Source organism: Streptomyces sp. TRM70350, assembly GCF_019219825.1.
Taxonomy (GTDB): Bacteria; Actinomycetota; Actinomycetes; order Streptomycetales; family Streptomycetaceae; genus Streptomyces.
The window spans coordinates 40,560-55,888 of sequence record NZ_JAHUXH010000026.1; the positions used below are offsets into that span (position 1 = coordinate 40,560).

9 protein-coding genes and 4 tRNA genes are annotated in these 15,329 nt (G+C 71.6%); 5 read left to right on the forward strand and 8 right to left on the reverse strand.

Features of this window, described 5'->3' with window-relative positions; all coding sequences use genetic code 11:
- The first annotated feature begins 115 nt into the window (after positions 1-115).
- Positions 116-967, forward strand: a complete 852-nt coding sequence (locus KWI83_RS29245; protein ID WP_218517383.1) for a hypothetical protein — start codon at positions 116-118, stop codon at positions 965-967.
- Between the two features lie 511 nt (positions 968-1,478).
- Positions 1,479-1,685, forward strand: a complete 207-nt coding sequence (gene bldC, locus KWI83_RS29250; protein WP_003949541.1) for a developmental transcriptional regulator BldC — start codon at positions 1,479-1,481, stop codon at positions 1,683-1,685.
- 395 nt (positions 1,686-2,080) lie between these two features.
- On the opposite strand, the gene KWI83_RS29255 is transcribed toward bldC, so the two are convergent.
- The 6 genes from KWI83_RS29255 to KWI83_RS29280 all read right to left on the reverse strand — a co-directional run bounded on the left by KWI83_RS29255 (position 2,081) and on the right by KWI83_RS29280 (position 11,699).
- On the reverse strand, positions 2,081-2,272 hold the full coding sequence (locus KWI83_RS29255; RefSeq protein ID WP_218517384.1) for a DUF6274 family protein: 192 nt from the start codon (positions 2,270-2,272) through the stop codon (positions 2,081-2,083).
- Positions 2,273-2,548: 276 nt separating this feature from the next.
- Positions 2,549-2,623: transfer RNA gene (locus KWI83_RS29260), tRNA-Asp, on the reverse strand.
- Positions 2,624-2,716: 93 nt separating this feature from the next.
- Positions 2,717-6,670, reverse strand: coding sequence for an ATP-dependent RNA helicase HrpA (gene hrpA, locus KWI83_RS29265; RefSeq protein WP_218517385.1), 3,954 nt, complete (start codon positions 6,668-6,670; stop codon positions 2,717-2,719).
- Between the two features lie 152 nt (positions 6,671-6,822).
- Positions 6,823-6,896 (reverse strand) — tRNA-Phe (locus KWI83_RS29270).
- 22 nt (positions 6,897-6,918) lie between these two features.
- Positions 6,919-6,993, reverse strand: a tRNA-Asp gene (locus tag KWI83_RS29275).
- A 170-nt stretch (positions 6,994-7,163) separates the two neighbouring features.
- Positions 7,164-11,699, reverse strand: coding sequence for a CHAT domain-containing protein (locus tag KWI83_RS29280; protein ID WP_218517386.1), 4,536 nt, complete (start codon positions 11,697-11,699; stop codon positions 7,164-7,166).
- Between the two features lie 85 nt (positions 11,700-11,784).
- Between KWI83_RS29280 and KWI83_RS29285 the strand changes: the two genes are divergently transcribed.
- Both KWI83_RS29285 and KWI83_RS29290 read left to right on the forward strand, forming a co-directional pair.
- Positions 11,785-12,165 (forward strand): hypothetical protein, encoded by a 381-nt coding sequence (locus KWI83_RS29285; RefSeq protein ID WP_218517387.1) that lies wholly within the window; start codon positions 11,785-11,787, stop codon positions 12,163-12,165.
- Positions 12,166-12,180: 15 nt separating this feature from the next.
- Positions 12,181-13,083 carry a hypothetical protein gene (locus KWI83_RS29290; protein ID WP_218517388.1) on the forward strand — a complete coding sequence of 301 codons (903 nt, stop codon included), beginning with the start codon at positions 12,181-12,183 and terminating at the stop codon, positions 13,081-13,083.
- 70 nt (positions 13,084-13,153) lie between these two features.
- On the opposite strand, the gene KWI83_RS29295 is transcribed toward KWI83_RS29290, so the two are convergent.
- Both KWI83_RS29295 and KWI83_RS29300 read right to left on the reverse strand, forming a co-directional pair.
- Positions 13,154-13,229 (reverse strand) — tRNA-Glu (locus tag KWI83_RS29295).
- Between the two features lie 80 nt (positions 13,230-13,309).
- Entirely contained in the window at positions 13,310-14,872 is a 1,563-nt protein-coding gene (locus KWI83_RS29300) for a metallophosphoesterase (RefSeq protein WP_218517389.1), read from the reverse strand.
- A gap of 106 nt (positions 14,873-14,978) precedes the next feature.
- Here KWI83_RS29300 and KWI83_RS29305 point away from each other — a divergent pair, with 106 nt between their 5' ends.
- The gene (locus KWI83_RS29305; protein ID WP_141312932.1) at positions 14,979-15,329 is read left to right on the forward strand and encodes a metallopeptidase family protein; all 351 of its coding nucleotides are present in this window, start codon (positions 14,979-14,981) and stop codon (positions 15,327-15,329) included.

Below are 15,329 nucleotides of genomic sequence, written 5' to 3' on the forward strand. Positions count from 1 at the left end.
GCTCAGGATCACCTCCGCACGGAGTACGTCCGTGCGACGATTTGCATAGTTTTCCCGCGCGTTTGTGAGCGGGTTCCGCAGGTTTCCCCGGCAGGCGGCGGGGGAGGGAGCAGGCGTGCCCAAGGTGTCCTCGCTGATCGTTCCGTATGCGGCGTATCTGCGCGTGTACGAGCCGCTGGCCGCCTTCCCGGAGCCGGAGCGCGACCACTGGGCACGCTACGCGCGCCGCCCCGACCGCCCCTCGTACCAGGACGAACTGCGCCGCTCCCTGGCCGACTTGCTGCCCACGCCGCCGGTCCCGGTGCCGGTGCACGAGAGCGGTGACGCCTTCGTGCTGGAGGCCGAAGGGGTGATCCACATCTGCCCCTGGCGGACCCGGCTGCGCGGCTGGCAGGCGCTCGGCGGCCTCGCCGAGGAGCTCCCGCCCCCGCTCCTGGACGCCGTGCTGCCGCCATTGGTGCGCCACCAGGCGACCCAGGACTACGAGCGCTGGCTGGCCGGCAACCCCGACGCCCGCCCCTGGATCCGCACGGCGACCTGGCAGGTGCCGCTGAACTGGTTCGTCCTCGTCTCCGACGAGGAGCGGGAGTACGACAAGGGCTCCGGCGGCACCGACGACGCCCCGCCGGTGCTGCGCTACCGCACGCCCATGGTGCAGGCCCGGCGCCGGGTGGCCCGCGCCCTGCGCACGCTCAAGAACGCCATGGACGAGGGGCCGCTGATCGACGGGCTGGTGGACGTCGGGCGGTGGCTGGAGGAATTCCATCCGCGCTCGCTGGTGGAGCTGGACTACGGCGGGCTGGTGCACGCCCTGCCGGCCGGTGACCTGGAGGGCGACCACTCGGCGGCCGACGTGGCCGAGGGCATCGAGGCGCTGCGCGTCGGGGACGGGGTCGCGGCGGGCGAGGCCTACGGGCGGCTGGTGGAGCGCTGGCGGTCGGTGCGGGACCTGCGTTCGGCGAACTGACGTACTGTTCTGTGACGTACCTTACGTGGCGTCAACAAGGGATCTAGAGCGCTATCTGGGCGTATATGTCAAGTGTGTGATGCGTGCGACATGCGTGATGGAGCGCACGTACACGTCCCTTGCGGACCTTGCCCGCCCTCATGCCAAAATAGGACAAGGAGTCCGGGGAGGACTCCGTCCGTCCCTATGTGCTCAACTGTGGGTGGATTCTCCGCATTGCACGCTTTAGGGGGTCTGGTGACTCCTGATCGCCCTGTGACTGATCGTCACAGTGGCGTGACTGTCCGCTATGGCATGGTCCATCGGCATCCGTCGCTGATGAACACCTGGGAGGGCAATTCCATCGGTTTGGCCGACGCGGCTGGACAGATGGTGTAGTTGTAGTGCCGAGGACAAGCCGTTCGTCCTATAACCGACTCGACTCGCGTCTGCCATTTCGGGCAACGCGGGTCAAGGTGCAGAATTTAGAGGAAAGAACCGAGAAGGTTCGGTTCTCCCGAGGAGGCCGCTCATGACCGCTCGCACCCCTGATGCCGAGCCGCTGCTGACCCCGGCTGAGGTCGCCACGATGTTCCGCGTCGACCCGAAGACGGTCACGCGGTGGGCGAAGGCCGGCAAGCTCACGTCCATCCGCACGCTCGGCGGGCACCGCCGCTACCGCGAGGCCGAGGTCCGCGCTCTGCTCGCGGGCATCCCGCAGCAGCGCAGCGAGGCCTGAACAACTGAATAACGGGACGAACCGGCCGGTCCCCCAACCTGCCGAGGCGTCCGAAAGCAAGCTCCAAGCGACGCGGGTTCTGCCCCAACAGGGCCCTCGCCCAAGGCTTCAGGCAACTGACAGGGTGCGTCGTCGATCGCGCTGGACTCCGCCGGGTCCAGCGCGATCTTTTTTGTGCGCGGGATCACCAGGCTGTGGGTGGGCTTGTCGGAGTCTGGGGAGGGGTGTCGGAGCTGCTGTGAGGGATCTCTTCGGGGCGGTGCAATTGCACATATTAAATTGACCGGTTGTAGGAGATGGGTAAGTACCGTCGTTTCAGAAACTCATGCAGTGACTCCCGTCACATGCCAGGGTGCTTGTTGCCTCTGACCTATGTGCGGTAGGGGAGTTGAGAGTCATGCACCGGAAGGACGCTCCCGCTCGACGCCCTCCTCCGGGGCGTCCGACGCCCGCGGCGTGGAGTCCATGGCGAGCCGCAGCAGGCGATGGCAGACGGGGCAGTGCCGGGTGAGATGCCGGTACGACGACGCGGCCGACAGATGTGCACGCAGCAGCGCCCGCGTCTCATGCCTCGCCGATGCCGCCATACGCCACCTCCGGGGGCCCTGCGGGCGTGCTGCCCTGGTTTCTGAGTACCGACCGAATGTGACGCCGTCAAGACGGCGTAGAGCGCATACGAAGGAGCCCGGGTTCCGAAGAACCCGGGCTCCTTGTTGATGCGGTCCTGACGGGATGTGCTCTGTTCGACTGCGGCTGCGCCGCGGGCGCGGCCTCCACCTTGACAGGGTGGGTCGCGGCGTTCGGGGCGTGGTCATGAGTGAGGCCCGCTTCCCCTGATGGGCGCGGGCCTCACTCGCTCTGTGCGGTCCTGACGGGATTTGAACCCGCGGCCTCCACCTTGACAGGGTGGCGAGCACTCCAAACTGCTCCACAGGACCAGGTTTCGCGGCGCCATTCGTGCGTTGCGCTGCGAGAAGAGACTGTACAGGAGCGTGGGCGCCGGGTCGAACTCACTTGGTGTGCAGGATCCGTTACGGGGCCGCCGCGTCGATCGCCTTCACGATCCGCTTGTCCGACACGGGGTACGCCGTGCCCAGCGCGTGCGCGAAGTAGCTGACCCGGAGTTCCTCGATCATCCAGCGGATGTCCAGCACCGAGGCGGGGACCGGGCGGCCCTGCGGCATCTGCTCCAGCAGCCACGCGTACTCGTCCTGCATCTCGTGGACCTTCTCCATGCGCGTGGTGTCCCGCTGGACGTTCGTCGGCATCTGCTGCAGGCGGCGGTCCGCGGCCACCAGGTAGCGCATCAGGTGCGGCAGGCGGCCCAGCCCCGTCTCCGTGACGAACCCGGGCTTCACAAGGGCGTCCAGCTGCCTGCGTACGTCCTGGAGGTTCGGCAGCAGCGCGGGGCTGCGTACGGCCTTCAGGCGGCGCTCACAGGACTGCCAGGCGGCGAGGACCTGCTGCACCTGGCCCACCGTACGCACCGTCGTGTCGACGATCTCGGCGCGCACCTTGTCGTAGAGCTTGCGATACGACCCCTCGTCCCACGCCGGCCCCCCGAAGTCGGCGATCAGCTTGTCCGCCGCCGCCATCGCGCAGTCGTCGAACAGGGCCTGGATGGAGCCGTGCGGGTTGGCGGAGAGGGCGAGCTTCTGGGCGTTCGTCAGGCGGTCGCTCGCGAATTTCGCGGGATTGACCGGGATGTTGCGCAGGATGAGGCGGCGCGTGCCCTGCCACATGGCCTCCGCCTGTTCCGCCTCGGTGTCGAAGAGGCGTACGGAGACCGTGTTCGCCGTCGGTCCGTCGTCGACGAGCGCCGGGTACGCCTTCACCGGCTGGCCGGCGCGGCGGGTCTCGAAGACGCGGGTGAGGGTGCCGATGGTCCAGTCGGTCAGGCCCTTGCGCTCGACGGACTCGCCGCCCCGGCGCTCCGCGGTGGCCGCGGCGGCCTGCGAGAGGGCCTTGCGGGCCTTCGGCTTCAGCTGGAGCTTCAGTGCCTGAAGATCCTTGTCCTCGGCCAGCTTGCGGCGCCGCTCGTCGACGATCCGGAAGGTGATCCGCAGATGGTCGGGGACCTTCGCCCAGTCGAAGTCGTCGGCGGTGAGGGGCACGCCGACCATCCGCTTCAGCTCGCGGGCCATGGTGGTGGTGAGGGGCTCCTGCAGCGGCACGGCCGTGTCCAGGAAGCGCTTCGCGAAGTTCGGCGCGGGGACGTAGTTGCGGCGGATCGGCTTCGGGAGCGAGCGGATGAGCTCCGTGACCAGTTCCTCCCGCAGGCCCGGGATCTGCCAGTCGAAGCCCTCCTCGGTGACCTGGTTGAGGACCTGGAGCGGGATGTGGACGGTGACGCCGTCGGCGTCCGCGCCCGGCTCGAACTGGTAGGTCACCTTGAACTTGAGCGGGCCCTGACGCCAGGAGTCCGGGTAGTCCGCCTTCGTGACCGCCTCCGCCGACTCGCGGATCAGCATCTCGCGCTCGAAGTCGAGGAAGTCGGGCTGCTCGTGCCGCTTGCGCTTCCACCAGGAGTCGAAGTGGGCGCCGGAGACCACGTGTTCGGGGACCCGCTGGTCGTAGAAGTCGAACAGGGTCTCGTCGTCGACCAGGATGCCCCGGCGGCGGGCCCGGTGCTCCAACTCCTCGACCTCGGTGAGGAGTCTGCGGTTGTCGGCGAAGAACTTGTGGTGCGTGCGCCAGTCGCCCTCGACCAGCGCGTTGCGAATGAAAAGCTCCCGGGAGACTTCCGGGTCGATCCGGCCGTAGTTCACCTTCCGCTGGGCGACGATCGGCACGCCGTACAGCGTGACCTTCTCGTACGCCATCACGGCGGCCTGGTCCTTCTCCCAGTGCGGTTCGCTGTACGTCCGCTTGATCAGATGCCCGGCGAGGGGTTCGACCCACTCGGGTTCGATCCTGGCGTTGACGCGGGCCCACAGGCGGGAGGTCTCCACCAGCTCGGCGGACATCACGAAGCGCGGCTGCTTCTTGAAGAGGGCCGAGCCGGGGAAGATCGCGAACTTGGCGTTGCGGGCGCCCAGGTACTCGTTCTTGTTGCCGTCCTTCACCTCCTTCATGCCGATGTGCGAGAGCAGACCGGCGAGGAGGGAGACGTGGATGCGGTCGGCGGGGGCCTCGTCCTCGTTGAGGTGGATGCCCATCTGCTTGGCGACCGTGCGCAGCTGGGTGTAGATGTCCTGCCATTCGCGGATGCGCAGGAAGTTCAGGTACTCCTGCTTGCACATGCGGCGGAAGGACGACGAGCCGCGTTCGCGTTGCTGCTCGCGGAGGTAGCGCCAGAGGTTGAGGTAGGCGAGGAAGTCGCTCGTCTCGTCCTTGAAGCGGGCGTGCTGCTGGTCGGCCTGGGTCTGTTTGTCGGCGGGGCGTTCGCGGGGGTCCTGGATGGAGAGCGCGGCGGCTATCACCATGACCTCGCGGACACAGCCGTTCTTGTCGGCCTCCAGGACCATACGGGCCAGGCGCGGGTCGACCGGGAGCTGGGCGAGCTTGCGGCCGGTGTCCGTGAGGCGCCCCCGCGGGTCCTTCTGCGTGGGGTCCAGCGCGCCCAGTTCCTGCAGGAGTTGGACGCCGTCGCGGATGTTGCGGTGGTCCGGCGGGTCGATGAAGGGGAACTTCTCGATGTCGCCGAGGCCGGCGGCGGTCATCTGCAGGATGACGCTGGCCAGGTTGGTGCGGAGGATCTCCGCGTCCGTGAACTCGGGGCGGGCGAGGAAGTCGTCCTCGCTGTAGAGGCGGATGCAGATGCCGTCGCTGGTGCGGCCGCAGCGGCCCTTGCGCTGGTTGGCGCTGGCCTGGGAGATCGGCTCGATGGGCAGGCGCTGGACCTTGGTGCGGTGGCTGTAGCGGGAGATCCGGGCGAAGCCGGGGTCGATGACGTACTTGATGCCCGGGACCGTGAGGGAGGTCTCGGCGACGTTGGTCGCCAGCACGATCCTGCGTCCGGTGTGGGGCTGGAAGACGCGGTGCTGCTCGGCGTGGGAGAGGCGGGCGTAGAGGGGGAGGATCTCCGTGAAGCGGTACTGCTTCTTGGTGAGGGCGTCCGCGGTGTCGCGGATCTCGCGTTCGCCGGAGAGGAAGACCAGGATGTCGCCCTGGCCCTCCTGCTGGAGTTCCTCCACGGCGTCGATGATCGCGGTGATCTGGTCGCGGTCGGCGTCGTCGGAGTCCTCTTCGAGCAGGGGGCGGTAGCGGACCTCCACGGGGTAGGTGCGGCCGCTGACCTCGATGATCGGGGCGTCGCCGAAGTGCCGGGAGAAGCGCTCGGGGTCGATGGTCGCCGAGGTGATGACGACCTTGAGGTCGGGGCGCCTGGGGAGGAGCTGGGCGAGGTAGCCGAGCAGGAAGTCGATGTTGAGGGAGCGCTCGTGGGCCTCGTCGATGATGATCGTGTCGTAGGCGCGCAGCTCGCGGTCGGTCTGGATCTCGGCGAGCAGGATGCCGTCGGTCATCAGCTTGATGAAGGTGGCGTCCGGGTTCACCTGGTCGGTGAAGCGGACCTTCCAGCCGACGGCCTCACCGAGCGGGGTGTCCAGCTCCTCGGCCACCCGCTCGGCGACGGTACGGGCGGCGATACGGCGGGGCTGGGTGTGGCCGATCATGCCGCGGACGCCGCGACCGAGTTCGAGGCAGATCTTGGGGATCTGCGTCGTCTTTCCGGACCCGGTCTCACCGGCGACGATCACGACCTGGTGGTCGCGGATGGCGTCGGCGATCTCGTCCCTCTTCTGGCTGACCGGGAGCTGCGGCGGGTAGGTGACCGCGGGCACCTGGGCACGCCGGTCGGCCATGCGTGCCTCGGCCTTCTCGATCTCCGCCTCGATCTCGGCGAGCACGGCGGCACGGGCCTCCGGCTTGCGGATCTTCCGTGCGCCTTCGAGCCTGCGGCCGAGCCGGTGCGCGTCGCGCAGGGAGAGGGCGGTGAGGCGGGGGGCGAGCGCGCCGGGGGCGGGGGCAGGGTGCGTAGACATACGCGATCCAGGATCGCACCTCGCCCGAACGACTGGCGAACCAATTGCTCGGGGCACGGCTGGGAGCGGCACGGAGGCAAACACCACACCGACGTCAAAAAGCCCCTCTCCGATCTGTCCGGAGAGGGGCTGCTTGCCCTGGTGGGCTGTTGTGGCTGGGGCCGGGGTCGAACCGGCGACCTTCCGCTTTTCAGGCGGACGCTCGTACCAACTGAGCTACCCAGCCACGGGGTTTGTGGAACCCCGAGCGGTCCTGACGGGATTTGAACCCGCGGCCTCCACCTTGACAGGGTGGCGAGCACTCCAAACTGCTCCACAGGACCAGGCTGTTGCGTACGACAGTGTCGCACACGGCGAGGTGGGTCTCCAAAACGAGTGGAAGAAAGCTGCCGGGAGTTGGTCTCCCCTTGGCTGACCTGCACTTTCTTGGTGCCCGATGTCGCTGGATCAGCATATCAGAGGGTGGATGGTGCCCCGTACCGGTTAATTCCGCTCACGGGCCCGTGTGGACGTAGGCCGCCCACCAGAGGGGGTCGCTGTTCTCGCGGCGCAGGCGCTGGACGGCGGTGTGGAGGGCCTGGGCCGCCTGGTCGGGGGTGGTCAGGCCCGCGTAGAAGGTGTCCGCCACTTTCAGGGCGCAGGCGTCGTCCACTGCCCACTGGGCGGCGACGACGTGGGGGAAGCCCGCCAGCTGGAGGGTGCCGGCGAGGTGGGCGGCCTCGTCGGGGACGGCGGCGGCGCCCCGGGCCGTCTCGCAGGCCGAGAGGAAGGCCAGCTGGGCGTCGGTCAGGCGGAGGCGGGAGATGTCCGCGACCGTCAGGGGGCCGGACTGCTCGTGGTCGTGGAGGTAGAGGGCGCCGCTCGCGGAGTCGGTGGGGTCCTGGGTGCCGTGGCCGGAGAAGTGCAGGCACGGGTGGGTGGGAAGGTGCTGGAGGAGTGCCTCGCGGGTTGCCTGGGGGCCCGTGAGGACGGTGGTGTGCGGGATGCGGTGGGAGAGTCGTCGTACTTCCGCGGCGGCGTGGGGCAGGGGTGGGAGGCCGGGGGTGGCGGACTGGTCCACGGCCAGCATGCGGGGGGTGGCGGGAGGCGTGGGGCGGGTCTGGGCGGCCGACAGGGCTCGGAGGGTTGTGGTGTAGGAGCAGATGTAGTGGTCGGGGAGGGAGGGGCCCTTTCTGCCCGTGTAGTGGCCTGCCGCGTGGAGGGGGAGGAGGGTGAGCAGGCCTGTGGGGCACCACCAGAGGCGGCGGGAGGTGGGGGTGTCGTCGGGCAGGGCGGCCAGGACCGGGGCCGCCACCGTGTCCCAGAGCCAGGCGAGGGTGCGGGTGAGGATGCGCTGGGCCCGCCAGGCGTCGGCCGGGGAGCGGCCGATGGCGGACAGGGCGTCCAGCAGGGCCTCGGTGCGGTGGATCAGGCCGTCGTCCTCGGTGAGGTGGAGGTCGGGGAGCGGGACGGTGTGGACGTCGGTTCGGGTGACGACGAGGGCGTCGCAGCGCACGGTGCTGGTGTTGACGACGACCACGGGGCCGTGCGCGGCGGCGGACTGGAGCCGTTCGAGGGAGGGGAGCCGGAGGAAGTCCTCCAGGCCGGGCAGCTCCCGGACGCGGGCCACCAAGGCGTCCATTTCCTGGGCGAGTTCCCGGCGCTGCTCCGCCGCCGCTCGCTGGGCGCGCGCCGGGTGGGGGGCGCCCGTGGTGTCGGCGGAGGGCTGGTCCAGCAGGGCGCGGATCTCCCGGATGCGGTCGGCGAGGTGCGGGGCCCGTTCCCGTAGGTCGGTCATGTCGTCGCGGGCGTCCAGGGCCTGCGCGAGGAGTACGCCGCGGCCCTGTTCCAGCAGACGCAGGGCCTCGTGGGGGCGGCCGGTGCTGAGGGCGACGGCGGCCGCCTCGCCGGCCACGCCCGCCGCGCGGCCGAGGGCGTCGAGGCGGTCGCGGCGGTCCAGGCCGTGCCAGGCCAGCAGGGGCAGTTCGGCGATGGCGGCGCGGTAGGCGTCCAGGGCCTCGTGCCACTCGCCGGCGGCGGTGGCCGCCATGGCCCAGGTGCGGGCGGCGCGGAAGCGGACCGCCGCGGGGGCGGTGGCGATGCCGGTGGACTGGCGGAACAGGTCGAACGCGGTGGCCAGGTCGTCGGGGTCGCCCTCCAGGCGGGCGCGGGCGACCAGGGCCTGGCCGAGGGTGGACAGGCTCGACGCGCGTTGGGGGTGGTCCTCGGGGGTGGCCCGCAGGGCTGTGCGGGCCGCGCTCGCCGCCTCGGTGAGGGTGGCGGGGTCGTCGCGCTCGGCGGCCAGGAGCGCCGTGCAGAGGTTGGTGAGCAGGAGCGGGCGCCGCGGGTGCCCGGCGGGGCAGAGGCGGATGGCGTGTCTGATGTGGTCGATCGCCTCGTCGGCGTCGGCCGGCCGGTTCCGGCCGTCGGAGCGGGCGCGCAGGGCGAGCGCCAGGTTGGACAGGTGGGTGGCGCGTTGCGGGTGGTCGTCGGGGACGCTGTCGGCCGCCGCGCGGGCCGCCTCGACGGCCTCGTCGCCGTCGGCGGGTACGCCGGTGCGCCCGTACCGGGAGATGAGGGCCACGGCGAGGTTGCTGCGGTGCAGGGACTCGTCGACGTGCCCGGGGGGCAGTGCGCGTACGGCGGCCCGGCACACCTCGATCGACTCGTCCAGGTCGTCGAGGGCGCCCGACCACTCGTACCGGCGGCGCAGGGCGATGCCCAGGTTCGTCAGGTGGACGACGAGGACGGTGGTGTCCGAGGGCGCCGTCGCCTCGACGGACTCCCGGCCCGCCCGCACCGCGTCGGCCAGGTCCTGCTGGGCGCCGTACGAGCCGTAGCGGGCCTGCAGGGTGGTCGCCAGGTTGGACAGGTAGATGGCGCGGTCGGGGTGGTCGGCGGGAAGGGCCGCGACCGCCTGGCGGCTGAGGTCGACGGCGCGGTCGAGGTCGGCGCGGCCGCCGAGCCGCTCGGCGCGGACCCGGAGGGCGGCGCCGAGGTTGGACAGGCACTTGGCGCGGTCCGCGGGGCCGCGGTGCCGGGCGCGCAGGGCGTCCTCCAGGCGCCGTACCGCCTCGTCGAGGGCGGAGAGGTCGTCGTTCCGCTGGTACACCGCCTGCAGGGTGCGGCCCAGGTTGAACAGCACCTGGCCCGCGTGCTCGTGGCCGACGTCTGCGATCCGGTCGGCGGCGCGGCGGTTCCAGGCCAGCGCCTCGGCGAGGTCGTCGGGGGAGTTGGTGCGGCTGTGGCGCAGCAGCAGGGAGCCGCCGAGGTGGGACTCGTCGACGACCCGGTCCGGGTGGTCGGGGCTGTGCCGGATGGCTTCCTGGAAGGCGTCGATCGCCCGGTCGAGGTCGGCCGGGTCCGCCGTGGTGTCGAAGCGGCGGGTGTGGGCGTTGCCCAGCTCGGACAGGCAGACGCTGAGGGCGGTGGGGTGGTAGTCGGCGAGCAGTGCCCGGGCTCTGGTCAGGACGGTGATCGCCTCATCGGTGTCGGACCGGGAGTTCGTGCGGTTCGCCCGGGCGAGCAGGGCCTCGCCGAGCAGGCTGAGCGGCACGCCCTGCTCGTGGCTGCCGGCCGCGGCGTCGGCGCTGCGCCGGGCGGCGGTGATCGCGGCGTCGATGTCGGCGCGGTCGTCGGTCTGCCGGAACCGGGCGAGCTCCACCCGGGCCAGGTTGTAGAGGTGGTGCGCGCCGCCGCCGTCGGGGAAGCCGCCCCGCAGCAGCGCCACGGCCTCCTCGATGTCCGCCCGCCGCTGCCGCCGGTCGAACCTGAGCCGCAGGGCCAGGCCCAGGTTCCCGATGGTGTCGCCCCGGTCGGGACTGGCGTCGGGTACGGCCGCCACCGCCTGCCGGGCGGTGTCCACGGCGGCGTCGAGATCGGCGTCCGCCCCGGTGTCCTGGGCCTTGGTCCGCAGGGTCTGGCTGAGGGCCAGCAGGAAGCCGTGGCGGCCCGGATGCGCGGGCGGGCACTCCGCCACGGCCTGCCGTGCCGCCGTGAGGGCGGCCTCCAGGTCCGCGGGCTGCCGGAGACGGACGTACCGCTTCTCCAGCGCGCGCCCCAGGTTGCACAGGTACATCGGCCGCTGTGGATCGTCGTGCCGCGCATGCCGTACGGCGGCCCGGAACTCCTCGGTCGCGGCGTCCAGGTCCGCCGCCGCCGCGTGGCGCTCGTACCGTTCCAGCAGCGCGAGGCCCGCGTTGGAGTGGAACAGCGCGTGCGGCTCGGGCGCGACCCGCACCGCCTGCCGCCCGGTGTCGACGGCGGCCTCCAGGTCGGCCGGGTCGCGGCGGAGCGCGTAGCGCAGGATCAGCGTTCCGGACAGGTTGGCGTAGTACATGCCCCGGTTCGGGTCGTCGGGCGCGGCCCGGCGTACGGCCTTGAAGCCCAGGTCGGCGGACTGCTCCACGTCCGCCTCGACGCCGTGCAGCGTGTACTGGGAGCGCAGGCCCGCGCACAGGTTGGACAGCAGCATCGCCCGGCCGGGGTGGGACGCGGGCAGCACCTCCAGGAGCTGCTGCCACCGGGCGATCGCCTCCTTCAGCGCGGCCGCGTCCGACGCGGTCTGCCAGCGACCGAGCAGCTCCAGGGCGCGCGCGGCGCTCTCCTCCAGGTCCTCCGCCTCGAACGCCGCAAGCGTGGCCACCGTCGGCCGCAGATCATCCGGCACCTCCTGCGGCGTGAACCGGGCGACCACCGCGAACAGCATCAGCGTCAGCTGTGCCTCGGGCCGGGCCTGCGCGCTGTCCGGGCCCATGACCAGGCACCGGGCGTAGTGCAGATGCGCGATCGCGGCCACCACCGACCGGTCGAGGACGTACAGCGGCCCGCCGCCTTCCCCGCCGCCGGTCCGCAGCACGTACGCGCGCAGCTCGTCCGCCTCGGCCACCGCCTCGGGAGCCATCACCGCCTCCCGGACACCCTGGGCCCAGAAGGACTCCAGCCGCTGCCCGAGCCGTTCGGCGAGCAGCTCCGCCCGTGCCCAGCCGATGTCCCCGCCGGTGTGGTCGCCGGTGTGCTCGCCGATGTGCTCGCCGATGTCCTCCCGCATGGTCCGCCCCCGTCGGCCGCCGCTGCCGGTGTTGGTTCAGGGCATCATGATGGTCCATCAACTCTCTGGGGGAGGAGAGCCATTCGTGGAGACGGCGGAGCTGCTCGGCGCGCTGTGCCGGGAACTTCCCGCGCTGCGCACGGTCGCCGCGGAGACCGGCGACAGCCAGGCGCTGGAGGAGACCCTGGCGGCGGCCCGGCGCGGTGAACCGGTCACCGACCGGCTGCGCGACCTGGGCCTGCTGGAGCTGCTGGAGTCCTGGACGGCCCGCACGGTGCCGCCCGACGCGGTCGGCGCCGAACCGCCCGGCGGCCTGGTCGACCTGCCCGGCCTCGACCACTCCGGGCACGTCGCGCACGGCCGCTACCGCTGCCCCCTCGGCACCTGCCGCCGCGCCGAACTGCCCCGCCCGGGCGACGACCTGCCGGTGTGCGCGCTGCACGACAGCCCGCTGCGCTTCGGCTGACGGGCGGCGGAAGCGATGAACGCGGTACTGGTCGAGCTGGGCCGCAGGTACGTGGAGCGCTGGATGGCGCTGCTCGTCCTGCCGGGACTGCTGTACGTGGCGGGCGCGGCGGCGGCGTACCGGCTGGGGCACGCGCACTGGGCGGACCTGGGCCGGCTCACCGGCCTGCTGCAACCGGGCGGCCCGCTGATCGGCCGGGGCGTGTCGTCGGTGTGGCTGTTCGTGATCGTGGTGCTGCCCCTGCTGTCGGCCGCCGCCGGGCTGGCCGCCCGAGGGGCCGCGACGGTGCTGGTGCGGCTGTGGTTCGAGCCCTGGCCGCGCGGCCTCGGCCGGTTGGCGCAGCGGCGTACGGCCGCCCGTGCCGCGCGGTGGACGGCGGCCGACGAGGCGTACCGGGAGGAGCTGGACCGGGTCGGCGTCCGGCCGTCGGCCGCCGACAGCGCCCGGCTGGACGCGCTCGCGGCCCGGCGCAACGCCGTCGCCCTGCGGCCGCCCGCCCATCCCGTCTGGGCCGGGGACCGGCTGGGCGCGGTCGACGCCCGGGTCTGGGGCTGGTACCGGCTGGACGTGGTCTTCGCCTGGCCCCGGCTGTGGCTGGTCCTCACCGACTCCGAGCAGAACGCCCTGCGCACCGCCCGCTCCGAACTCGACGCGGCCGTCGCGCTCGCCGGGTGGGGCGTGCTGACCGTGCCGGTGGCCCTGTGGTGGTGGCCGGCGCTGCCCGTCGCGGCCGCCGTGTTCGTCACCGGCCTGCGCCGCACCCGCGCCGCCGTGGACACGCTGGCGCACCTCACCGAGGCGGCGTTCGACCTGCGGGGCGCGACGCTCGCCCGGGAGCTGGGTTTCGACGTACCGCCCGGGCGGCTGTCCCCGGCCGTCGGCATGCAGGTGACGGCACATCTGCGCAAGCACGTGTGAGACGCCGTACGAGAAAGGGCGAACAAAAAACCCACCCCCGCACGGGGAGTGGGCTCAGATACGTCTTCGCTGGTGCCCCCAACGGGATTCGAACCCGTGCTACCGCCTTGAAAGGGCGGCGTCCTAGGCCGCTAGACGATGAGGGCTATCGGCCCGCCTGGGCGCTTCTCAGCGCGTCGGGGACGTGAGAAGCATATGGGATGGCGGGAGGGATCGCCAAAACGGTTTACGGACTCCGCTCCCCGGACGGGGTGGGGGACGGTGACGGGGACCGGGTGGCCCCCGGCTGGTTCTCCTCCACCAGATGGCGGCTGACCTCCGCCGTCGTCAGGCCGAGACCGCCCAGGCGGATCGCGTCCCAGGCCTGGAGGCGGCGGGTGTCACGGTCGAAGTAGAGGATCGACGCCTCGATCGGGTCCGGGTGTTCGCCCTCCACCGCGCGCAGTCCGCTGCCGCCGGTCGAGCCCTCGATGCGCAGCCGGGTGCCGTAGGGCAGCACCTCCATCTCCTGGTGGTGCAGATGGCCCGCCAGGACCAGCGGGACCTCGCCGTCCGTCTGCCGGGCGGCCTCCGGTTCGTGGGCGACGGCCACGTCCACCGGGGTACCGGCGGCGCGCTGGTCGCGCAGGGCGGTGGCCAGCCGGGCGCCGGCCAGTTCCTGGGAGGCCTCGGCGCCGGGCTTGTTGGTGCGGTCGGGGGTGAACTGGGGGTCGCCGATGCCCGCGAACCGCAGGCCCGCGACGGACACCGCGCGGCCGTCGTCGAGGACGTGCACGTTCTTCAGGCCTTCCAGGTAGCGCTGCGTGGTCCGGGAGTCGTGGTTGCCGCGCACCCAGACGTACGGGGCGTCCAGGTCCTCGATCGGGTCCAGGAAGCCGTTCTCCGCCGACGTGCCGTGGTCCATGGTGTCGCCGGAGTCGACGATCACGTTCACCCTGTACTGCTTCACCAGCGAGGCGATGATCTTCCAGCTCGCCGGGTTGAGGTGGATGTCCGAGACGTGCAGGACGCGGATGGTGGTCGGGTCCGGCCGGTACGCGGGGAGCGTGGACGTGGCGTCGTACAGCTTGGTCACGTTCGTCACCAGCCGCGCCAACTCGTTCTGGTACACGTCGAATTCGGTGACGATGCTGCGGGCGTCGCCGACCAGGGAGGGGGCGGAGGTGAGCAGGCCGGAGAACCTCGGCTCCAGGACCGACTTGGGGTTCCAGGTGGCGTACGCCGTCGCTCCCGAGGCCGCCAGGAGGGTGAGCGCGAGGCCGCCGGCCGCGAGGGCGCGGCGCGGGCGGCGGTAGACCACGAGGCCGAGGGCGGTCGCGCCGGCGACGACGGCCACGCAGGAGCGGGCGGCCAGGTCGAGGGCGCCGTGGCCGACGTCGCGGGCGACCTCGTCCTGCAGGCCGGAGAGGCGTTCGGGGTGGTCGACCAGGGCCTGGGAGCGGTCGGGGTCGAGCTGGTCGACGTTCACGTCCAGGCGGACCGGGGCGATGTGGCTGTCCAGGTGCAGGGCGCCGAGCGGGGAGACGTTGATCTTCGTGCCGCCGGTGAGGGACGGGCGCAGGGTCATCGTCGTGTCCATCGGCCCGACCGGGACCCGGACGTTTCCCACGACCAGCAGACCCAGCCAGGCGCCCAGCAGGACGACGGCCATGAGACCCAGGGCTCGGGTCCAGCGGTTGGCGGGGAGGGGGAGGAGGTCGAGTGCGGCTGTTTCGGCGGTGGGGCGGGGGCGGCGGATGCTTCGGATACGGCTCATCGTGTTCCGGACGGCGGCTGGGGCGCGGGCCATTGGTCCCGTATGCCCATGCCCGCCGGTGGATATGCGGGCCGGAGCGAGTCGTACGGGATGTGGTGGCAGGGGGCTCGTAAGCGGTGTCGTACCGGACAATGGGCCTGTGCTGGAGATGACGCGCGAGGAGTTCGAGGAACTGGTCGCCGAGGCGCTGGACCGGATCCCGCCGGAGCTGACGCGGCTGATGGACAACGTCGCGGTGTTCGTCGAGGACGAACCGCCCGCCGACGATCCCGAGCTGCTCGGGCTGTACGAGGGGACGCCGCTGACCGATCGCGGGGAGTGGTACGCCGGGGTGCTGCCGGACCGGATCACCATCTACCGGGGGCCGACGCTGCGGATGTGCGAGACCCGTGAGGACGTCGTCGTGGAGACCGAGATCACGGTCGTGCACGAGATCGCCCATCACTTCGGGATCGACGACGCGCGGCTGCACGCTCTCGGATACGGGTAA

Bases quoted from the DNA above. Each gene is read 5' to 3' on its own strand.
- bldC (WP_003949541.1), top strand. From the start codon at position 1,479: ATGACCGCTCGCACCCCTGATGCCGAGCCGCTGCTGACCCCGGCTGAG.
- KWI83_RS29255 (WP_218517384.1), bottom strand. From the start codon at position 2,272: ATGGCGGCATCGGCGAGGCATGAGACGCGGGCGCTGCTGCGTGCACAT.
- hrpA (WP_218517385.1), bottom strand. From the start codon at position 6,670: ATGTCTACGCACCCTGCCCCCGCCCCCGGCGCGCTCGCCCCCCGCCTC.
- KWI83_RS29280 (WP_218517386.1), bottom strand. From the start codon at position 11,699: ATGCGGGAGGACATCGGCGAGCACATCGGCGAGCACACCGGCGACCAC.
- KWI83_RS29290 (WP_218517388.1), top strand. From the start codon at position 12,181: ATGAACGCGGTACTGGTCGAGCTGGGCCGCAGGTACGTGGAGCGCTGG.
- KWI83_RS29300 (WP_218517389.1), bottom strand. From the start codon at position 14,872: ATGGCCCGCGCCCCAGCCGCCGTCCGGAACACGATGAGCCGTATCCGA.